The sequence below is a fragment of the Streptomyces sp. A1136 genome (assembly GCF_004795055.1).
Classification (GTDB): Bacteria; Actinomycetota; Actinomycetes; order Streptomycetales; family Streptomycetaceae; genus Streptomyces.
Genome location: NZ_SSBJ01000001.1, coordinates 327487 through 347317 on the forward strand (window position 1 = coordinate 327487; position 19831 = coordinate 347317).

The 19831-nt window shown below is 71.8% G+C and carries 22 protein-coding genes, 2 tRNA genes and 1 other RNA gene; 8 read left to right on the plus strand and 17 right to left on the minus strand.

Annotated elements, in window-relative coordinates:
• Positions 1–9: 9 nt before the first annotated feature.
• The 9 genes from E6R62_RS01530 to E6R62_RS01565 form a co-directional block, all read right to left on the minus strand.
• A complete protein-coding gene (locus E6R62_RS01530) occupies positions 10–849 on the minus strand; it encodes an RNA polymerase sigma factor SigF (protein ID WP_136210526.1) in 840 nt (279 codons plus the stop codon).
• Between the two features lie 224 nt (positions 850–1073).
• Positions 1074–1874 carry an RNA polymerase sigma factor SigF gene (locus E6R62_RS01535; RefSeq protein WP_240801423.1) on the minus strand — a complete coding sequence of 267 codons (801 nt, stop codon included), beginning with the start codon at positions 1872–1874 and terminating at the stop codon, positions 1074–1076.
• A 381-nt stretch (positions 1875–2255) separates the two neighbouring features.
• The gene (locus tag E6R62_RS39325) at positions 2256–2417 is read right to left on the minus strand and encodes a hypothetical protein (RefSeq protein ID WP_168713923.1); all 162 of its coding nucleotides are present in this window, start codon (positions 2415–2417) and stop codon (positions 2256–2258) included.
• Positions 2418–2815: 398 nt separating this feature from the next.
• A complete protein-coding gene (locus E6R62_RS01540) occupies positions 2816–3103 on the minus strand; it encodes a hypothetical protein (protein ID WP_136210529.1) in 288 nt (95 codons plus the stop codon).
• 164 nt (positions 3104–3267) lie between these two features.
• Positions 3268–3354 (minus strand) — tRNA-Ser (locus tag E6R62_RS01545).
• Between the two features lie 159 nt (positions 3355–3513).
• Positions 3514–3942 (minus strand): tRNA adenosine(34) deaminase TadA, encoded by a 429-nt coding sequence (gene tadA, locus E6R62_RS01550; protein ID WP_240801431.1) that lies wholly within the window; start codon positions 3940–3942, stop codon positions 3514–3516.
• A 65-nt stretch (positions 3943–4007) separates the two neighbouring features.
• Positions 4008–4556, minus strand: a complete 549-nt coding sequence (locus E6R62_RS01555; RefSeq protein WP_136210533.1) for a hypothetical protein — start codon at positions 4554–4556, stop codon at positions 4008–4010.
• Positions 4557–5050: 494 nt separating this feature from the next.
• Entirely contained in the window at positions 5051–5236 is a 186-nt protein-coding gene (locus tag E6R62_RS01560) for a hypothetical protein (RefSeq protein WP_136210535.1), read from the minus strand.
• 86 nt (positions 5237–5322) lie between these two features.
• Positions 5323–6270: a universal stress protein gene (locus tag E6R62_RS01565; protein WP_168713933.1), complete on the minus strand. Its 948-nt coding sequence runs from the start codon at positions 6268–6270 to the stop codon at positions 5323–5325.
• Between the two features lie 199 nt (positions 6271–6469).
• Between E6R62_RS01565 and upp the strand changes: the two genes are divergently transcribed.
• Entirely contained in the window at positions 6470–7105 is a 636-nt protein-coding gene (gene upp, locus E6R62_RS01570; protein ID WP_136210537.1) for a uracil phosphoribosyltransferase, read from the plus strand.
• Between the two features lie 85 nt (positions 7106–7190).
• On the opposite strand, the gene E6R62_RS01575 is transcribed toward upp, so the two are convergent.
• Together E6R62_RS01575 and E6R62_RS01580 are read right to left on the minus strand one after the other, a co-directional pair.
• Positions 7191–7835: a LytR C-terminal domain-containing protein gene (locus tag E6R62_RS01575; protein WP_136210539.1), complete on the minus strand. Its 645-nt coding sequence runs from the start codon at positions 7833–7835 to the stop codon at positions 7191–7193.
• Between the two features lie 197 nt (positions 7836–8032).
• Positions 8033–8329 carry a type II toxin-antitoxin system VapB family antitoxin gene (locus E6R62_RS01580; RefSeq protein WP_008740979.1) on the minus strand — a complete coding sequence of 99 codons (297 nt, stop codon included), beginning with the start codon at positions 8327–8329 and terminating at the stop codon, positions 8033–8035.
• Positions 8330–8434: 105 nt separating this feature from the next.
• Between E6R62_RS01580 and E6R62_RS01585 the strand changes: the two genes are divergently transcribed.
• Together E6R62_RS01585 and opcA are read left to right on the plus strand one after the other, a co-directional pair.
• The gene (locus tag E6R62_RS01585; RefSeq protein ID WP_206308615.1) at positions 8435–10015 is read left to right on the plus strand and encodes a helicase HerA-like domain-containing protein; all 1581 of its coding nucleotides are present in this window, start codon (positions 8435–8437) and stop codon (positions 10013–10015) included.
• Between the two features lie 88 nt (positions 10016–10103).
• A complete protein-coding gene (opcA, locus tag E6R62_RS01590; protein ID WP_136210543.1) occupies positions 10104–11036 on the plus strand; it encodes a glucose-6-phosphate dehydrogenase assembly protein OpcA in 933 nt (310 codons plus the stop codon).
• 149 nt (positions 11037–11185) lie between these two features.
• Here opcA and E6R62_RS01595 read toward each other — a convergent pair whose 3' ends face one another.
• Positions 11186–11791 carry an HhH-GPD-type base excision DNA repair protein gene (locus E6R62_RS01595; protein ID WP_136210545.1) on the minus strand — a complete coding sequence of 202 codons (606 nt, stop codon included), beginning with the start codon at positions 11789–11791 and terminating at the stop codon, positions 11186–11188.
• A gap of 111 nt (positions 11792–11902) precedes the next feature.
• Here E6R62_RS01595 and E6R62_RS01600 point away from each other — a divergent pair, with 111 nt between their 5' ends.
• On the plus strand, positions 11903–12715 hold the full coding sequence (locus tag E6R62_RS01600) for a VOC family protein (RefSeq protein WP_136210547.1): 813 nt from the start codon (positions 11903–11905) through the stop codon (positions 12713–12715).
• A 173-nt stretch (positions 12716–12888) separates the two neighbouring features.
• Positions 12889–13308: a molybdopterin-binding protein gene (locus E6R62_RS01605; RefSeq protein WP_136210548.1), complete on the plus strand. Its 420-nt coding sequence runs from the start codon at positions 12889–12891 to the stop codon at positions 13306–13308.
• Between the two features lie 69 nt (positions 13309–13377).
• Here E6R62_RS01605 and E6R62_RS01610 read toward each other — a convergent pair whose 3' ends face one another.
• The 5 genes from E6R62_RS01610 to E6R62_RS01630 all read right to left on the minus strand — a co-directional run bounded on the left by E6R62_RS01610 (position 13378) and on the right by E6R62_RS01630 (position 15969).
• On the minus strand, positions 13378–14094 hold the full coding sequence (locus E6R62_RS01610) for a hypothetical protein (RefSeq protein WP_136210550.1): 717 nt from the start codon (positions 14092–14094) through the stop codon (positions 13378–13380).
• Positions 14095–14215: 121 nt separating this feature from the next.
• Entirely contained in the window at positions 14216–15004 is a 789-nt protein-coding gene (locus E6R62_RS01615; protein ID WP_136210552.1) for an ATP-grasp domain-containing protein, read from the minus strand.
• 44 nt (positions 15005–15048) lie between these two features.
• The gene (locus tag E6R62_RS01620; RefSeq protein WP_136210554.1) at positions 15049–15492 is read right to left on the minus strand and encodes a luciferase family protein; all 444 of its coding nucleotides are present in this window, start codon (positions 15490–15492) and stop codon (positions 15049–15051) included.
• 71 nt (positions 15493–15563) lie between these two features.
• Positions 15564–15746 carry a hypothetical protein gene (locus tag E6R62_RS01625; protein WP_136210556.1) on the minus strand — a complete coding sequence of 61 codons (183 nt, stop codon included), beginning with the start codon at positions 15744–15746 and terminating at the stop codon, positions 15564–15566.
• Between the two features lie 138 nt (positions 15747–15884).
• Positions 15885–15969, minus strand: a tRNA-Ser gene (locus E6R62_RS01630).
• Positions 15970–16077: 108 nt separating this feature from the next.
• Between E6R62_RS01630 and ffs the strand changes: the two genes are divergently transcribed.
• The 3 genes from ffs to purD all read left to right on the plus strand — a co-directional run bounded on the left by ffs (position 16078) and on the right by purD (position 19751).
• An RNA gene (gene ffs / locus E6R62_RS01635) (signal recognition particle sRNA small type) lies at positions 16078–16176 on the plus strand.
• 65 nt (positions 16177–16241) lie between these two features.
• Positions 16242–18437, plus strand: a complete 2196-nt coding sequence (locus E6R62_RS01640; protein ID WP_136210558.1) for a DNA polymerase III subunit gamma and tau — start codon at positions 16242–16244, stop codon at positions 18435–18437.
• Between the two features lie 60 nt (positions 18438–18497).
• Positions 18498–19751 carry a phosphoribosylamine--glycine ligase gene (gene purD, locus E6R62_RS01645; RefSeq protein ID WP_136210560.1) on the plus strand — a complete coding sequence of 418 codons (1254 nt, stop codon included), beginning with the start codon at positions 18498–18500 and terminating at the stop codon, positions 19749–19751.
• Positions 19752–19831 lie beyond the last annotated feature (80 nt).

Consider the following 19831-nt stretch of genomic DNA (forward strand, 5'->3'; position numbering starts at 1 on the left):
GTTCGGCGGTCACTCGCCGATGAGGCCGATCCGCAGTTGTGCGAGCGTGCGCGTCAACAGCCGGGAGACGTGCATCTGGGAGATGCCGACCTCTTCGCCGATCTGCGACTGCGTCATGTTCGCGAAGAACCGCAACATGATGATCTGCCGTTCCCGGGGCGGGAGTTTGGCCAGCAACGGCTTGAGCGACTCGCGGTACTCCACACCTTCGAGCGCGCTGTCCTCGTACCCGAGGCGATCGGCGAGGGAGCCCTCGCCGCCCTCGTCCTCGGGCGAGGGCGAGTCGAGCGAGGAGGCGGTGTACGCGTTGCCGACGGCCAGGCCGTCGACCACGTCCTCCTCGGAGACCCCGAGCACGGCGGCCAGTTCGGGCACCGTGGGGGACCGGTCCAGCTTCTGGGCGAGTTCGTCGCTGGCCTTGGTGAGGGCCAGCCGCAGCTCCTGGAGGCGGCGCGGGACGCGCACGGACCAGGAAGTGTCCCTAAAGAATCGTTTGATCTCGCCCACGACCGTCGGCATCGCGAAGGTCGGGAACTCGACACCGCGCTCGCAGTCGAAGCGGTCGATCGCCTTGATGAGGCCGATGGTGCCCACCTGGACGATGTCTTCCATCGGCTCGTTGCGGCTGCGGAAACGGGCCGCCGCGTACCGCACCAAGGGGAGGTTCAGCTCGATCAGGGTGTCTCGTACGTACGCGCGTTCGGGGCTGTCCACGTCCAGGGCGGCAAGTCGCTGGAAGAGGGAGCGGGAGAGCGTGCGGGTGTCGATGGCTTCCGAGCGGTTGGACACTGCCGGCAGTTCACGCTTGACGAGCGTGAGCACCTTTGAGCTGCCCTGGTCTACGGACATGCCACCCCCTTGAGGTCGCGGACGGTCGCGCTTCTCTGCGCGCCCGTCGGAGGAACGCAGCCTCCACCTGAATACCGGAGGCGGGGCTGCGGCAAACGCGGTTCCAGCAGAATGTCACATGTCGGCAACACGCTGTAGCGCCATGTCGACATGTATCTCCAGCGACAGACCGGAATGAGCCCGGTCTGTCGGGAAACGCGTCGGGTGATCTCCACCCGTTCCGGTTACGCCTCGATCCTGTTTGCGGATCGCAGGCGCGCGAAGCTCCGGGCGAGCAGCCGGGACACATGCATCTGGGAAACCCCCAGCTCAGCGCTGATCTGCGACTGCGTCAGGTTGTTGTAGTACCGCAGCAGCAGGATGCGTTGTTCGCGCTCGGGCAGCTGTACGAGGAGGTGGCGGACGAGGTCGCGGTGCTCGACGCCGGCCAGTTCGGGGTCCTCGTAGCCGAGGCGGTCCAGCAGGCCGGGCATTCCGTCGCCTTCCTGGGCGGCTTCGAGCGAGGTTGCGTGGTAGCTCCGTCCGGCTTCGATGCAGGACAGCACCTCGTCCTCGGTGATGCGCAGGCGCTCGGCGATCTCGGGGGTGGTGGGGGTGCGTCCGTGCAGCGTGGTGAGGTCCTCGGTGGCCGCGTTGACCTGGACCCACAGCTCGTGGAGGCGGCGCGGGACGTGCACGGTGCGCACGTTGTCCCGGAAGTATCGTTTGATCTCACCCACCACGGTGGGCATGGCGAAGGTCGGGAACTGCACCCCGCGGTCGGGGTCGAAGCGGTCGATCGCGTTGATGAGCCCGATCGTTCCGACCTGGACGACGTCCTCCATCGGTTCGTTGCGGCTGCGGAAGCGGGCGGCCGCGTAACGGACGAGGGGAAGGTTGGCCTCGATGAGGGCCCCGCGGACCCGGGCGTGCTCGCGGCTCCCCGGCTGGAGGTTCTTGAGCTGACCGAACAGCACCTGCGTCAGGGCCCGGGTGTCGGCGCCGCGGCTCTGCGGCCTGGGGGCGGCCGGGGGCTCCTCCGGCACGTCGGGCGGGGACTCCTGCTGCGGGGGGACCTGGGGGTCGTGCTGCGGCGGCTCGGTCGGCTCCGGAGGTTCCTGTGCGCTCTGGGGGCTTGGAGGGCCGGGGGGGCTCGGAGGGTTCTGGGGGTCCTGCTGGGGTGGAACCTGAGGCGCAGTACTGGCCGGCACGGTCACGCCACCCCTTCAGTCAACTATCCGTCAAAAGCGGTCATAGCATCACAAAAGATGTGCACTGTGTGCAAGCACCTGATATCGCCGTGTTGAGGGTAGATTGGGTGGATTGGGCATATCGGGATATTCGTCGTGAACACGGATAACACAAAAAGCCCCCCACCCGTCGGAGTGGGGGGCCGGTAAGTCCGGAATCCGCTTCAGCGTACGGGTTCAGCGCACCAGTTCGGTCATGAACTCGCCGATCCCGTGGGCGGCGTCCGAGATCCCTTGGAAGCCTATTTGGACCATATCGGCGGCTTTGACGGGTTGAGTGATGATCACGAAGAGTGCGAAGACGACGAGCGCGCCCATGACGATCTTCTTGGTGTCCACGAGCGGTGTCGGCCTCCCCAACCGGTCCTGCTGAGTCGGGTGAGTCTAACCGGTCATGTTCGGACACTCACCTGCCCTTTAAGGACCAATGACCTGTCGGTACAGGCCTTTTGTCAGTCCCGGGGTGGCGGGGGAGGACGCAGGATGGGAGACGAGCCCACCGGTTCTGGCAGGAAGCCGGCGGGTGAGGGAAAGGGCCTCGCTGCGGGGTCCGAGCCGCGGGCTTCCCCCGACCGCGGAGCGGACTGGCAGGTTCCGTCTCATCGGGGGGAGCGGCTTGTCCCCCCGACGCCGCTCCCCCCGCCCCTACGTGAAGGTCCCGGCTACGGCCGGGGCCTTCTTCGCGTCACGGACGGGTCGGGGGGCGGGGCGCGGCGGGGCCGGGTCGCGGGGCCGCGTCAGCCGATGGCCCCGGCCAGGTCCGTGAGGGGCTGGACGGGCGCGATCACCGGCGCGAGGTCGTTCGGGAGGTCCATCAGCCGGTTGAGCTGGTTGAGGTCGTTGAGCTTCGCGCCGATCTCCTGCACGGAGCCGGGCGTGGCACCCTTCGGCATGCCCGGGGCGGCCTGCGGCAGGTCCGGCAGGGTGAGGGGGGCGATCGGCGCGGCGGAGGCGGCGGGTGCGGCGAGGCCCGCGGCGGCCCCCGCGAGGGCGAAGGCGGCGAGCATGCGCTGGGTCTTGGTCATGTCGTGACAACGGCCGAGCGGGCGACCGGTCACGCCGCGGCCCCGGAGAGCGGCCGTACGAGCTCCGGGACAGCGCCGTACGAGCGCTTCCCGCCCGGGCGCCGCGCCGCCGGGCGGGAACGACGAGAGCCCCGACCCTTGCGGGGCGGGGCTCTCGCTCAGAGCGGTAGCGGTGGGATTTGAACCCACGGATAGCTTGCACCATCACACGCTTTCGAGGCGTGCTCCTTCGGCCGCTCGGACACGCTACCGAGAGAGAGCTTAGCCCAAAGAGCGCCGTGCTCTGAAATCCGTATCCGAGACCGGTCCGCGAGCCGTGCCCGGGACGGTCGGAGGCCGTGTCGAGGTCCACCAGCGGTCGCGCCGGTGGTGGCTCCGGTGGTGGCTCCGGTGGTGGTCCGGTGGGGGCGTCAGAGGTCGCGGAAGAAGTCCGTCAGTTGACGGGCGCACTCGTCCGCGAGGACGCCGCGGATCACCTCCGGCCGGTGGTTGAGCCTGCGGTCCCGTACGAGGTCCCACAGCGACCCCGCCGCGCCCGCCTTCTCGTCGTCCGCGCCGTAGACGACCCGGGCCACACGCGACTGCACCAGGGCGCCCGCGCACATCACGCACGGCTCCAAGGTCACCACCAGGGTGCACCCGTTCAGCCGCCACTCGCCGAGCTCGGCGGCCGCCCGGCGCAGCGCGAGCACCTCGGCGTGGGCCGTGGGGTCACCGGTCGCCTCTCGCTCGTTGTGCCCGGTGGCGAGGACCTCCCGGTCCGGGCCGAGCAGGACGGCGCCGACCGGCACGTCGCCGGCCGACACCGCCAGAGCGGCCTCCTGGAGGGCCAGGCGCATGGAGTCCCGCCAGGGGTCCCGTACGGGGTCGGGACCGGGGTGGTGCGTGTGGTGCTCGTAGATCACTAGCGGACGGCCTCCAGGACCTCGGTCGCACCGAGCGACTCGGCGATCTCCGAGAGGGCGTCTCCGTCGAGGGTCATCAGTTGCTTGTGGCTCACACCGAGGTCGTCGAGCAGTCGAGGGTCGCCGAGCGGACCGGCCGGTACCGGCTCGGCGCCGCCGCGGACCCCTTCGTCCGCGTCGTCGGCCTCGGTGGTGAAGGCGGCGATGGCGTCCGCCTCGCCGTCCTCGGTGCCGTCCAGGTCGAGTTCGTCGAGTTCGTCGTCCTCCTCCTCGTTGCCCAGCAGCTCTTTGGTCAGCATCGAGCCGTAGGAGCTGCGGTCGGCCGCGGAGGCGTTCGATACGAAGTACCGAGGGTCCTCCTCGCCGTCCACGCGGATGACGCCGAACCAGGCGTCCTCCTGCTCGATGAGGGCGACCACCGTGTCGTCGTCGACAGCGGCGGACCGGGCGAGATCGATCAGATCACTCAAGGACTCGACGGCGTCGAGTTCCATGTCGCTCGCTTCCCACCCGTCTTCGGTGCGCGCGAGCAGTGCGGCGAAGTACACCGTGACTCTCCCACTGGTCGTAGGCGTGCCGGTTGGAGGTCCCCCCGGCCTGAGGTTGGGGTCGCAGCGGCCGTGTGCGAGCCGTTCGTACCCCGCCCCATCGGCATCGTGGCAGAAACAGCGGCTTTGCGAGAGGTCTTCCGCGCTTGCGTCGTCCCGTGCCGTGCGCTCCGCGGGTTGTGCGGGGGCGGCGTTGGGCGGCCCGGACCCGCCTGAGCGGTGGGCGTGTCCCCCGGGGTCGGGGGCCCGGGCCCGGGGTCCGGGCCGCGATGGTCGGGGGCCGCGGGGCCGCGGGGCCGCGGGGCCGCCGAGCAGCGTAGGGGCGTTGGGCGGCCTGTACGTAAGGCCGGTTCGCGCGGCGGGTTCGCGCGGTGGTGTGTCGGGCCCGCGCGGTGGGTTCGCGCGGCGGTGTGTCGCGCTGCACCGTCCCGGTCCCGTCCCGCACCTCGCACGCGGGCGGCGCCTGGCGGTGGGCCTGGCGGTTTAAAAACGGCCTACCAGCGGAAGGTGCGCATCCGCATCTGTTGGCGCATACGGGCCGCGCGGGCGCGTCTGGGCTGCACGCGGTCGCGCAGTTCACGCGCCTCGTTCAGGTCGCGGAGGAACTGCGCGCGTCGCGCCCGCCGCTGCGCCATGCTCTCCGGCTCCCCCGGATCGCCCGGCTCTTTCTCTGGCCCCATCGCCCACCGCCCCGGCTGGTCTACTCCGGTTGTGCTACCCACCTTCCCCGGGACTTCCGAGTTGATGCCACCCAAGTCGTCCCAGCTCAGGCAGGTTCGTCGTGGATTGCCGGGACGACCGCCACCGGGCCGTGCGCGTGTTGGAGCACCGCGTTCGCGACGGAGCCCATCATCACGGGCCCCAGGCGCCGCCTCGGGTGGTGGCGGCCCACCACCACCAGCGCCGCCGAGCGCGAGGCCTCGACCAGGGGCTCGGCCGCCCCGCCCGGCACGGCCGCCTGCTCCACCGGCACCCCGGGATACCGGTCGCGGAACGGGGCGAGGCGTTCCTGTTGGGCCCGCAGCGTGTCCCGCTCGGCCGGAGCGGTGTCACCGCCGTTCCCGGCCAACGCCTCGGGCGTGATCACTGCGAAGGCGGGGGTCGGAGGTGCGGCGGCCGTCGGCACCGACGGCGGTACCGGGTAGGCCGAGACCACCTGGACGGCCGTCCCCCGCGCGGCGGCCTCGGCGAACGCGAAGGCCGGCACGTCGTCGTGCGTCTCGGCGGTGTGCAGCCCGAGGACCACCGGCCCGCCGGCCCCTCCGGAGGCCCGCGCCGCCGGCGGCACCACCACCACCGGGCACGGCGCGGTGGTGGCCACGGCGCGACTGTTCGACCCGAGCAGCAGCGCGGCGAAGCCCCCGCGCCCTCTGGAGCCCATCACCAGCACCAGCGGCCGCACCTCGGCACCGATCACCCGCAGGGCCTCCGGAACCGACCCCTCCAGGGCCTCGTACCGCACCTCGACCGGCTGTTCGGGCGCCGCCGCCAGGAGGGCCCGTACGCGGTCACCCACCGGATCGGCGTACTCCGGCGGCTGGGACGCGTCGTGCAGGGAGGAGCGCCGGCCCGCGTACAACTGCGCGCTGTCGGAGAGCACATGCGCCACGAGCAGCCCGGCGTGGTGTCGCAGCGCCGCCAGACGTGCCCACTCCAGGGCCTCCAGGCTGTGCTCGGAGCCGTCGACCGCGGCGATCACCAGTCCGTTGCTCATCAGTCCAGGGTGCTGGGGCCGGGTGCGGCCCGCAATCCCGACGCCGGGGGGCGTCCGGGGGCGTCCTTCGGCCACCGAGGACACGGAAGGTGTCGCCCAGCGCGTAGCCTTTTGGGTGTGGGTCGCACACCGCGGCCGTTTTCGCAGGTCGCAGGTCGAAACCCGGCAGCTGGCGGCAGTTGAGGTCTTGGAGGAAGTTGTGCGTTTGCAGGTCGTCGATCACCCCTTGGTGGCGCACAAACTGACCACCCTGCGCGACAAGCGCACCGACTCCCCCACCTTCCGCCGCCTCGCCGACGAGCTGGTGACCCTCCTGGCCTACGAGGCCACCCGCGACGTGCGCACCGAGCAGGCCGACATCCAGACCCCGGTCGCCGCGACCACCGGTGTGAAGCTCTCGTACCCGCGCCCGCTGGTCGTCCCGATCCTGCGCGCCGGTCTCGGCATGCTGGACGGCATGGTGCGGCTGCTGCCGACCGCCGAGGTGGGCTTCCTCGGCATGGTCCGCAACGAGGAGACCCTGGAGGCCTCCACGTACGCGACGCGCATGCCGGAGGACCTCTCCGGCCGCCAGGTGTACGTGGTCGACCCGATGCTGGCCACCGGCGGCACGCTGGTCGCCGCGATCCGGGAGCTCATCAAGCGCGGCGCCGACGACGTGACCGCCGTGGTGCTGCTGGCCGCGCCGGAGGGCGTCGAGGTCATGGAGCGCGAGCTGGCGGGCACACCGGTGACGGTGGTCACGGCGGCGGTGGACGAGCGGCTCAACGAGCACGGCTACATCGTGCCGGGCCTGGGCGACGCGGGTGACCGCATGTACGGCTCGGCCGAATAGCAACGGTGCGGTCGGATACAGGCTCGGTCGAATAGCCACGGCGCGGTCGGATATCGGCTCGGCCGAGCCGGGCCCCGGGCGCGGATCAGCACTTCTTGGCGGCGGGCGCGGGCTCGGGGTTGGCCAGTAGGGCCAGCGCCTTGTCCGCGTCCTCCTTCGTGCTCAGCTCCTTGAAGCCGTCACCGAGGATCAGGTCGATGTCCGCGCCCTCGCGGGTGTCGGTGTGCTGCGTCATGCCGGCCAGTTGGGTGCCGAGCACGGAGTACGCGGCCTTGTCGGTCTTGGGCGAACCGAGCAGTATCCCGGTGCCGGGGATCTTCTTGTCGAAGTCGGCGGGGGCGTTGCCGACCTGGCCGACCACGAAGCCGCGCTTCTTCAGCTCGTCCCCGACTGCCTTGGCGAGACCGGCGCGCGGGGTCGCGTTGTAGACGTTGACCGTGATCTGGCCGGGCTGGGGCAGCACCACCGCGGGTTTGGACGGCGCCGCCGCCGGGCCCGCCTTGGGGGCACCGGTCGGGCAGTCCTTGGCCGCGGCCGTCTTGTGCTTGGTGTCGCCCCGGAAGACGTCCATGAGCTGCAGTGCCCCGTAGCCGAGCAGGGCCAGCGCGAGGGCGGAGCCGAGCAGGGCGAGGATGATCCGGCGGCGTCGCCGCGGGCGGCTCATGCGGGGGAAGGCAGCTCCGGTGACGCGGTACTTTCCGCCCATGCCGGGGGGAGTGAGCATGCTCATGGGCGCAGCGTAATGCCGTACCGGAACGATGCCTACTAAATGATCTATTGATCGGCAAAGGCCGACCCGAAAGGCGCAATCGGCCGGTCAGCACGGGTGTCACCGACGGACAGGACGGCAGTGCCCGCCGCCCGGAGCCGCGGGCCCGTGCCCTGGGCCTCGCGCGTCGGTGCCCGGGCCTCGCGCGGCGAGCTCGGTCAGTCCATTTCGAGGACGCGGGCGTGCAGCACCTGCCGCTGCTGGAGGGCGGCGCGCACGGCGCGGTGCAGCCCGTCCTCCAGGTACAGGTCGCCCTGCCACTTCACGACGTGCGCGAAGAGGTCCCCGTAGAAAGTGGAGTCCTCGGCGAGCAGTGTTTCGAGGTCCAGCTGTCCCTTGGTCGTCACGAGCTGGTCGAGCCGGACCGGGCGCGGGGCGACATCCGCCCACTGCCGGGTGGTTTCCCTGCCGTGGTCGGGGTACGGCCGCCCGCTTCCGATGCGCTTGAAGATCACACGGAAAGCCTACCGGGCCGGTGCCTGCGGGCGCAGCATCGTGACGGCGGTGCAAAAGTGGCACACGAGGCCAATCCGGGAGCAAGGCCAATCCGTGAGGGACGTATGAGCGAGAGCACAGACCCCGTGGCCCCGGCAGACGAGATCGCCGCCGGTTACGCGTTCACCGGCCCCGCGCTCGATTTGGGCGCCCTGGTCTGGGACGGCCGCTGCCTGCCGGACCGGCAGGTGCGCGTTCCACTGGCGGTGCTCAACCGGCACGGTCTGGTCGCCGGCGCCACCGGCACCGGCAAGACCAAGACCCTCCAGCTCATCGCCGAGCAACTTTCCGAGGCGGGCGTCCCGGTCTTCCTCGCGGACGTCAAGGGCGACGTCTCCGGGATTTCGGCGCCGGGCGTGCCGAACGACAAGATCCACGAGCGGGCCGGGGAAGTGGCCCAGGAATGGTCGGCCGCCGGCTGCCCCGCCGAGTTCTACTCCCTGGGCGGTATCGGGCCGGGTATTCCGCTCCGGGCCACCGTCACCGGTTTCGGACCGGTCCTGCTCTCGAAGGTGCTCCAGCTCAACCAGACGCAGGAGCAGTCGCTCGGTCTGATCTTCCATTACGCCGATTCCAAGGGTCTGGAGCTGATCGACCTCAAAGACTTGCGCGCGGTCGTCGCCTTCCTCGTATCCGATGAGGGAAAGGCCGAACTGAAAGGCATCGGCGGGCTTTCCACGGTGACGGCCGGGGTCATTTTGCGGGCCTTGACCGCCTTCGAGCAGCAGGGTGCGGTGGATTTCTTCGGAGAGCCGGAATTCGACACCGCCGAATTCCTCCGGACGGCTCCCGACGGGCGCGGGGTGGTTTCCGTACTGGAACTCCCGGCGGTACAGGACAAGCCCCGACTGTTCTCCACTTTCCTGATGTGGTTGCTGGCCGACCTCTATGCCGACCTGCCCGAAGTGGGGGACCCGGAGCGGCCGAAACTCGTCTTCTTCTTCGACGAGGCGCACTTGTTGTTCCACGACGCCTCCAAGGCCTTCCTGGAATCCATCACACAGACGGTCCGGCTCATCCGGTCCAAGGGCATCGGTGTGTTCTTCGTGACGCAGACGCCGAAGGACGTGCCGGCGGACGTACTGGCACAGCTCGGCAACCGGGTGCAGCACGCGCTGCGCGCCTTCACCCCCGACGACGCGAAGGCGCTCAAGGCGACCGTGAAGACGTTCCCCCATTCGGCCTACGACCTGGAGGAGCTGCTGACCCGGCTCAGTACGGGCGAGGCGGTGATCACCGTGCTGGACGAGAACGGCGCCCCCACGCCCGTCGCGGCGACCCGGTTGCGCGCCCCGCGGTCGCTGATGGGACCGATCGACGCGGCCGGGCTCGACCGGGCGGTGACCTCCTCCCCCCTCTACGCCCGCTACGCCCGGCCGATCGACCGGGAGTCCGCCTACGAGAAGATCAGCGCCGAGCAGGCGGCCGCCGAGGCGGCGGCCGAACGGGCGGCCGTGGCGGCGGAGGCCGAGAAGGAGGGCCGGCGGGCCGCGAAGCCGGGGCACGGGACGGCCCGGCCGGAGCCGTCCCTGGCACAGCAGGTGGTGGGAAGCGGGCTCTTCCGCTCGCTGGCCCGGTCCGTCGGCACCCAGTTGGGCCGGGAGATCTCACGCTCGCTCTTCGGGACGGCCCGCCGCCGACGCTGAACCGGACACCACCTCCGCCCGGAGCGGTCCAGGCGGAATCCACTGAACCGGTTGCGACTTCCACGGTTTTCGCTGACAGACTCGGACCATGCGGACAGACCTCACCGACACCACGTCCGGCAAGATCGACCGGGCCCTCCTCGAAGCGCGCCGAGCTGTCGGCAGCCCCGCCATGGGGCTGGTGCTCACGCTCGTCGTGGTCACCGACGAGGAGAACGCCTACGACGCGGTACGCGCGGCCTCCGAGGCCTCGCGCGAACACCCCAGCCGCATCATCGCGGTGATCAAAAGGACCGCCCGCGGTCCGCGCAAGCCGCACCAAACCCGTTTGGACGCCGAATTGCGCGTCGGTTCCGACGCCGGGTCCGGGGAGATAGTGCTGCTCCGGCTGCACGGCGAACTGACCGAGCACGCGGGTTCGGTCGTACTGCCCCTGCTGGCCCCGGACGCGCCGGTGGTGGCGTGGTGGCCCGCCGACGCCCCCGCCGCACCGGCGCGCGATGCGCTGGGCGCGCTGGCGCAGCGCCGGATCACCGACGCCCATGCGACCGCCGACCCGGTGGGCGTACTGCGCGATCGGGCGGCCTCGTACACCCCGGGCGACACCGATCTCGCCTGGACCCGGCTCACGCCGTGGCGCTCGCTGCTGGCCGGCGCCCTGGATCAGGCACCGCTGCCGGTGACGGGCGCGGCGGTGGAGAGCGAGGCCGACAACGCGAGCGCCGAGCTGCTGGCGCGCTGGCTGGAGGTCCGGCTCGGGGTGCCGGTGGAGCGCGTGGTCACGGACGGGCCGGTGGTGACGCGGGTCCGGCTGGAGACGACCGGGGGCGAGATCCGGGTGGACCGGCCGGACGGGGTGTTGGCCACCCTGTCACTGCCGGGGTGGCCGGACCGGAAGGTGGCCCTCAAGATCCGTAGCCTCGCCGAGCTGATCGCCGAGGAACTGCGGCGGCTCGACGCGGACGTGATCTACGCCTCGGCGCTGCGCGGGGCCCCGCTCGAGGCCTCGCCCTCCGCGTAGCGGTCGGCGTGGACCGGCCGGCTTCCGACGCCGGCCGGGCCGCGCCGCGCCCGGACCGTGTCTTCACGGGCCAGGCCTCCACGGGCCAGGCCTCCACGGGCCAGGCCTCCACGGACCACGCCTGCCCGGCTTCGGCGGGCCGCGCCGCCCTATTCCTTCGCGGGCCCCGTCTTCGCGGCCTTGGCGGCGGCCTTGTGCTCCTGCTTGTACGCCCGCACCGCGGCCAGCGACTCCGGCCCGGTGATGTCCGCCGCCGAGCGGTGGACGCCCGCTTCGCCGTAGCCCCCGGCCGCCTCCCGCCAGCCCTTCGGCCGTACCCCGAACCGCTTGCCGAGCAGGGCGAGGAAGATCTGCGCCTTCTGTTCCCCGAAGCCGGGCAGGTCCTTGAGCCGTCCCAGCAGCTCCGCGCCGGACCCCGCGTCCCGCCAGATCCCCTCCGCGTCCCCGTCGTAGTGCTCCACGAGGTACGCGCACAGCTGCTGCACTCGCTTCGCCATGGAGCCCGGGTAGCGGTGCACGGCCGGCTTCTCGGAGAGCAGCGCCGCGAAGGCCTCCGGTTCGTAGGCGGCGATCACCCGGGCGTCGAGGTCGTCCGCTTCCATCCGGCGGGCGATCGTGTACGGCCCCGAGAAGGCCCACTCCATCGGCACCTGTTGGTCCAGCAGCATCCCGACGAGCGCGGCGAGCGGGCTCCGGCCGAGCAGGGCGTCGGCCTCCGGCTGCTGGGCCAGCCGGATGGTGATGTCCTTGTCCATGGACCCAGCCTCCCTCCTGGCCGTCCTCCGCGCGCGGGCGGCGCACCGGCCGCCTAGCGTGTGAACCGAGACGGGTCACGACGACGTACACGACACGGGAGTCGATCGATCATGACTGGGTACCCGGAAGGCGCTCCTTGCTGGGTGGACGCGATGTTCGCCGACGTGGAGGGGGCCAAGAGCTTCTACGGCGACGTCTTGGGCTGGACGTTCGGCGACGCGTCGAGCGAGTACGGCAATTACACGCAGGCCTACTCCGACGGCAAGGCGGTCGCGGCCGTCGTACCGCCGATGCCGGGCGTCGACGCCCCCTCCCAGTGGTGTCTGTACTTCGCCTCGCCCGACGCGGCCGCCACGGCGGAGAGGATCGGGTCGGCGGGCGGCGAGGTGGCGATGGGGCCGATGCAGGTCGGCAGGTTCGGCACGATGGTGATCGCCAAGGAGCCGAGCGGCGCGGTCTTCGGCGTCTGGCAGCCCGGCGACCACAAGGGTTTCGAGAAGATCGGCGAGCCCGGCTCGTTCGCCTGGGCGGAGGTCTTCACCCGGGACGTGGCGAAGGTGGACGGGTTCCTGCCGAAGGTCTTCCCGTACCAGGCGCGGCGGATGGAGACGGGTGACGACCCGCAGGCGGCGGGGATGGACTACAAGGTCTTCAGCCTGGGCGGCTCGGAGAATCCGGTGCTGGGTCGGATGAACATGGGTGACGAGTTCCCGCCGGAGATCCCGCCCTACATCCAGGTGTTCTTCGGCGTACCGAACTGCGACGAGGCGGTGGAGAAGGCGAAGGCGCGGGGCGGTCGGCTCCACTTCGGGCCGATGGACAGCCCCTTCGGGCGTTTCGCGGCCCTGACGGACCAGCAGGGCGCGGCGTTCGCGGTGATCGACATGTCGACACGGGTCGGTGAGACCCCGAAGTTCGCGTAGCGACAGTCGGGTTGGGTCCCACGCCTCGGACGCCCGAACGCAGAGGCGAGCCGCACGAGTGGCTTGGGCCGGCGGATGCGACGGGTCCCGCACCGGTCGGCTCCGGGCCGGTTAGCGTCGATCTTGTACGGCTCCTCCGGTCGTACGACGCGTCCACGAGAGGCCGAACCTTCATGAGCCTGAGCATCCGCAACCAGCTCGCCGGCACCGTCAGCGACGTCACTGCCGGCGAGGCCATGGCCACGGTCAAGGTGCGCCTGGAAGGCGGCCAAGTGATCACCGCGGCCATCACCACCGACGCAGTGAAGGACCTGGGCATCGCCCCCGGCACGGCTGTCAAGGCGTTGGTGAAGGCCACCGAGGTGGCCCTTGCCACGGGGTCCGTCGACGGCATCAGCATCCGCAACCAGATCCGGGGCACGGTCTCGGGCCTGGCCAGTGGCGGGGCCATGGCGTCCGTCAAGGTCGACGTGGACGGGGGCGGTCTGACCGCCGCCATCACCAACGACGCCGTCGAGGCGCTCGGCCTGGCGGAGGGGTCCTCCGTCGTCGCCCTGATCAAGTCCACCGAGATCAGCCTGGCGACCACCTGAGCCGTTCCCCGGCCCCGCCCGGTCGCCCGGCCCCGCCCGACCAGGCCCGGGCGGGGCGGCTTCCGACCGCTACCGGACGGCGGCGGCCGGCTCCGGAACGAGCGGCGCGAAGCGGTCGTTGTCCTTGCAGCCGAGGTTCTCGTAGGTGTTGACCTTCGTGTCCGGGTCGGTGGAGACGAGGTGGAACTTGCAGGCGCCCTTGATGTAGCGGCCTTCGACCCCGCCCGGGAAGTCGATCTCCTTGTTCCAGAGGTAGGGCGATTCGTAGTGGTTGAGGTGCGCGGTGGCGTTCACGTCGATGCCGCCGGGGGCCTCGATCTCGTAGACCCATCCCGTCTTCGCCGAGCCGTAGGTGGCGAACTTCTGGGCCACCCACTTCTCGCAACTGGTGCTGAGGTGGGCGCTGCTTTGCCCGCCGCCCTTGACGATGTAGTCGGCCAGCGGGATCAGTTCGTCACCGCGCGGAGTGAAGCCCGTCCGGAAGAGCTCGTCGACGTTCTCCCGGGTGTCGCCGCGCCAGAGGGTGTTGGTGTCGTCGCGCCACTGCCAGTTCTCGTCCAGGGCGGTGGCCGCGACGGCTTGGGCGATCAGCGGGTTCGTGGTCGTACGCCACCAGTCCGCGGCGCGGTACTCGGTGACGGGGCCGCAGGGGGAGTTCAGGTCGGCGACGGACGAGCCGGGCGCGGCCGACGTGGCGGGCGAGCCGGGGGTGGCGACGGCGGGCGAGACGGCGACGGCGGAGACGACGGAAACGGCGGCGAGTACGCGCAGAGCGGCCTGCAGCATGGTGGGAGCCCATCGGTAGGTCAACAGGACGGGCCCTTTATAGACGCGGCCCCTCCCCACTCGGCCGACGCCCGCCCGCCGTCCACCCGCACGGACGGAACAGTCGTACTGGCGAAAGGATTTACCGCCCGCTCCGAGTGCCGGAGCCCTCAGTCGTTTCGCGCCCGTCGCGTACGAACGGCAGGTCGGGGCCGGCCACCCGGGCCTGCGGGCCGCCGGACCGCAGCACCACGTCCAGGACGCCGGCGATCGGCGCGGCGTAGCAGTTCGCGTACCAGGCCATGTTCGCCTCGACCACCGCCCAGCGCCCGCCGGTGGTGAGCCCGACGTCCACGACGACCCCGCTGGGCAGCCCGGTCCCACCCAGGTCCGCCGCGAAGCGCCGCACCTCGCCGGAGCGCGGATCGGTGTCGAGCGGTGCGCAGTCCAGTCGTCCGTACACGGCGTACCGGCTCGCGGCTGCGATCTCCCCGTCCAGCAGGAACAGCCGGTATTCGGCGGCGAATTCCACCACCTCGGACACCAGCACCGGCGTCCGCGCGTCGGGCCCGGGCGGCAGGTGGGACCCGTCCGGGTACACGGCCGCCGGGAACGACTTCTCCCGCGGCGGTTTCACGAACGCGGGACCCGCCGAGCCGCGCGCGGCGCCGAGGGTGGTGAGCCGCACGCGCCGCGCGGTGAGACGTTCGGGCAGCCGCGCGAGCCAGTCGTCCCGCGGCTCCAGCAGCCCGAGCCCCAGGCCGGCCCCGACGCGCCCGGCGGCCTCCGGTCCCCCGCGCCAGTACACCTCGCCCCGCGGCCCCCCGACGGCCCCGCGCACATCCATGCCCCGCCGCGCGGCTTCCGCGCACAACAACTCGGCGGTACTGCCGCGCGGTCCGGGAACCAAGAACACCGAGTCCGTGACCATGCCCCCATTCTGTCGGGGCATCGGGGCAGGACCTGCGGGTGCTGCTACCTCGCGCCGACCGCGTACCGGTACGAGTACTGGATGATCTTCCAGACCGTCTCCAGCTCCGCCGACGTCCTGGGCCCGTAGACGAGCGTCACGTCCTGGACCGGGTGGTGCACGCCCCAGCCCGCGGAGACGACCTCGTCCTCGGCCTCCTTCGGCAGCGTGAGGTGGAGCGAGCCGTCGTGGTGGGGGTGGATGTGGGCCCACTCCCGACCGCGCTGGAAGGCCTCGGCGGGCCCCGTGCCGATGCCCTCGGGCAGGTGGAGCGCACGGGCGTGCGGGACCGAGACGAGCGTGGGGGCCATGTACACGTAGGGCAGCGAGCGCATCCGGCCCCACAGCTCCTCCTGGAGCATGATCGGGGAGATCTGGGAGCCCTGGCCGTGCGGGGCCGGGCCGAAGACCCTCGGGGCCGCGCCTTCGCGGGGAGTCAGGGTGAGCATGGCGGTGTTCCTTTCCGGCCGGGCCGCCGGGCCCCGGCGTGAATGGTCGACGGACGTGCAGCATGTGTCCATCAGGCTCTTGCCTTGGTGGAGATCCGGTCGAGGGCGTGACGGAGCCCGGTGACGACTTCGGCGATCTCGGCGGGGAGGGTGGCGGCGAAGCGGGTCGGCGAGCCGGGGACGGAGGGTGGGGCCCAGTTCGGTGAACCGGACTGACCGGGCGGTACGGGCCGCCCGGAAGTCGGACCCGGCACGCCGTCATGCGACGTGGATCACAGGAAGCGGAGCGGGCGGCAACGGCCACGGGCGGCCCGCCGCGGGAGGAACCCCCGAACGACGAAGGACCCGACCGCATCGCGGTCGGGTCCTTCGTTTGCCCTTGCGGGCGAGTGCGGAGGATACGAGATTCGAACTCGTGAGGGGTTGCCCCCAACACGCTTTCCAAGCGTGCGCCCTAGGCCACTAGGCGAATCCTCCGCCGCAAACAATACAAGACGTTGAGGGGTGCTCGCGAACGTGATCGCCGGCCGGAGGTCGCGGTGGGAGGCGGGTCGATTCCGGGGGGTTCCATCCGCTAGGGTGGGGGCCAGCCCCTCACGTGGCGCTATCTCACCCAACTCCCCCAGGGCCGGAAGGCAGCAAGGGTAAGTGGGCTCTGGCGGGTGCGTGGGGGGCGCTTTGCGTTCCGGGGCAGGGGCGCGGGTATCGGACGGCCGCCGTTGTCGGTGGGCCCGGATAACCTCGTAGTCGTGTCGTCCCTTGCGCTGTACCGCCGCTACCGCCCCGAGTCGTTCGCCGAGGTCATCGGACAGGAGCATGTCACTGTCCCCCTGATGCAGGCCCTGCGGAACAACCGGGTCAATCACGCGTACCTGTTCAGCGGGCCGCGCGGCTGCGGCAAGACCACCAGCGCGCGCATCCTCGCCCGATGCCTGAACTGTGAGCAAGGTCCCACCCCGGATCCCTGCGGCCAGTGCCAGTCCTGCCGCGACCTCGCACGCAACGGCCCCGGCTCGATCGACGTCATCGAGATCGACGCCGCCTCGCACGGTGGTGTGGACGACGCCCGTGACCTGCGGGAGAAGGCCTTCTTCGGGCCGGCCTCCAGCCGCTACAAGATCTACATCATCGATGAGGCGCACATGGTCACCTCGGCGGGCTTCAACGCCCTGCTGAAGGTGGTCGAGGAGCCGCCGGAGCACCTCAAGTTCATCTTCGCCACGACCGAGCCGGAGAAGGTGATCGGGACGATCCGGTCCCGCACGCACCACTACCCCTTCCGGCTTGTTCCCCCCGGCACCCTGCGCGACTACCTCGGCGAGGTCTGCGGACGGGAGGGGGCCACCGTCGAGGACGGGGTGCTGCCGCTCGTGGTGCGGGCCGGCGCCGGGTCGGTGCGCGACTCGATGTCCGTGATGGACCAGCTGCTCGCCGGCGCCGCCGACCAGGGTGTGACGTACGCCATGGCGACCTCCCTGCTCGGTTACACCGAGGGCTCGCTGCTGGACTCGGTGATCGACGCCTTCGCCGCCGGGGACGGGGCCGCCGCCTTCGAGGTCGTGGACCGCGTCGTCGAGGGCGGGAACGACCCGCGCCGGTTCGTCGCCGACCTGCTGGAGCGGCTGCGCGACCTGGTGATCCTGGCCGCCGTGCCCGATGCCGGGGAGAAGGGCCTCATCGACGCTCCCGCCGATGTGGTCGAGCGCATGCAGGCGCAGGCCTCCGTGTTCGGCGCGGCCGAGCTGTCGCGGGCCGCCGACCTGGTCAACACCGGGCTCACCGAGATGCGGGGGGCCACCTCGCCCCGGCTCCAGTTGGAGCTGATCTGCGCCCGGGTGCTGTTGCCCGCCGCCTTCGACGACGAGCGGTCCTTCCAGGCCCGGCTCGACCGGCTGGAGCGGAGCGGGTTCGCCGCGCCCGTCGGGGCGCCGACCGCCCCGGCCATGGGGTACGTCCCCGGCCCCGAGGCCCACCCGATGGCTCCGGTCGGTCCCGCCGGGGGCGTCGCCGCGGCGCGTGCCGCCGTACGCCCCCCGGAGGCCGAGCCGCAGCAGCCGCACGCGCAGCCGCAGCCCGAGCCCACCCCTGCTCCGGTCCCCACCCCTGCTCCCGCCCCCGCGCAGCAGCCCGCCGCGCCTGCTCCCGCCCCCGGTGCCTGGCCCGGGGCCGCGCAGCCGGGCGGTGGCGCCGCCGCACCCGGGGCCTGGCCGGGAGCGACCACCCCCGCCGGCCCGACCACCCCCGCCGGCCCGACCGCGCCCACCGCCGGTGCCTGGCCCACCGCCGCGTCCGCGTCCGCCCCGGCCTCCGCGCACACCCCCGAGCCGGCCCGGCAGCCCGCCGCACCCGCCGCACCCTCCCCGGGGATGGCGGCCGGTGTCGGCCAGGTGCAGGCGATGTGGCCCGGTGTGCTGGAGGCCGTCAAGAACCGCCGACGCTTCACCTGGATCCTGCTCAGCCAGAACGCCCAGGTCACCGGCTTCGACGGGACGACCCTCCAGCTCGGCTTCCCCAATATCGGCGCGCGCGACAACTTCGCGAGCAGCGGCAGCGAAGACGTCCTGAAGGCGGTCTTGGCCGAGCAGTTCCAGGTCCACTGGAAGATCGACGCGGTGGTGGGAGGTGGCGGAGGCCAGCCGACCGGGTCCGCCCCGACCTCGTACACGCCGCCGCCGGCCCCGGTGGCACCCCCGGCGCACCAGCCTCCGGCCCCGCCGCAGCAGTCCGGGCACCAGTCGGCCCAGCAGCAATCGCAGCCCCAGCAGCACCAGCAGACGCCGCCCCCGCCACAGCCCCCGGCGCGGCAGGCGCCGCCGCCGGTCGCCCCCGAGGACGACGTCCCCGAGGAGGACGACCCCGATCTCGTCGAGAGCGCGCTGACCGGACACGACCTGATCGTGCGCGAGCTCGGAGCCACCGTCATAGAGGAATACACGAACGAGTAGGGGCCCGTAATTGGGTGGCCGCACGAAACGGGTCCGGCCGGCCGGGCTAGGCTGCATGGCGTGAAGGTCCTCGTCATCGGCGGCGGCGCCCGCGAACATGCCCTGTGCCGCTCTCTGTCCCTCGACCCCGACGTCAACGCGCTCTACTGCGCTCCCGGCAACGCCGGCATCTCCGAGGTGGCCGAGCTGCGCCCGGTCGACGCCCTCGACGGCGAGGCCGTGGCCCGCCTGGCCACCGAACTCGGTGCCGACCTGGTCGTCGTCGGCCCGGAGGCCCCGCTGGTCGCCGGTGTCGCCGACGCCGTCCGCGCCGTCGGCATCCCCGTCTTCGGCCCGTCCGCCGAGGCGGCGCGGCTGGAGGGCTCCAAGGCCTTCGCCAAGGACGTGATGGCCGCGGCCGGGGTCCCGACCGCCCGTAGCTACGTCTGCACCACGGCCGACGAGGTGGACGCCGCCCTCGACGCCTTCGGCGCGCCGTACGTCGTCAAGGACGACGGTCTCGCGGCGGGCAAGGGCGTCGTGGTCACCGAGGACCGGGCCGCGGCCCGCGCGCACGCCCTCGCCTGCGACCGCGTCGTCATCGAGGAGTTCCTCGACGGACCCGAGGTGTCCCTCTTCGCCATCACCGACGGCGTGACCGTCCTCCCGCTCCAGCCCGCGCAGGACTTCAAGCGCGCGCTCGACGGGGACGAGGGCCCCAACACCGGAGGCATGGGCGCGTACTCCCCGCTGCCCTGGGCCGACCCCAAGCTGGTCGACGAGGTCATGGAGAGCGTCCTCCAGCCGACCGTGGACGAGCTGCGCCACCGCGGCACGCCCTTCTCCGGGCTCCTCTACGCCGGGCTCGCGATCACCTCGCGCGGCGTCCGCGTCATCGAGTTCAACGCCAGGTTCGGCGACCCCGAGACCCAGGTGGTCCTGGCCCGGCTGCGCACCCCGTTGGCGAGCGTGCTGCTGAACGCCGCCCAGGGCACCCTGCACGCGGAGCCCGCGCTCAGCTGGCGCGAGGACGCGGCCGTCACCGTCGTGATCGCCTCGCACAACTACCCCGACACCCCGCGCACCGGCGACCCGATCGAGGGCCTCGCCGAGGTGGCCGCCGAGGACGCCCCCGACGCCTACGTCCTGCACGCCGGGACCCGCCGCGAGGGCGACGCGGTCGTCAGCGCGGGCGGTCGGGTGCTGTCGGTGACGGCGACCGGTTCCGATCTGGCGCAGGCGCGCGAGCGGGCGTATAAGGCCGTCGCGCGGATCAGGCTCGACGGCTCGCAGCACCGCACGGACATCGCGGCCAAGGCGGCCGAGCGCCGCTGAGCAGCGGCTCCAGGTTCCCCGCGGGCCCGGGTGCGCAGAGCGCGCCCGGGCCCGCGCGTGCGAGTGCATCCAGCCGCGTT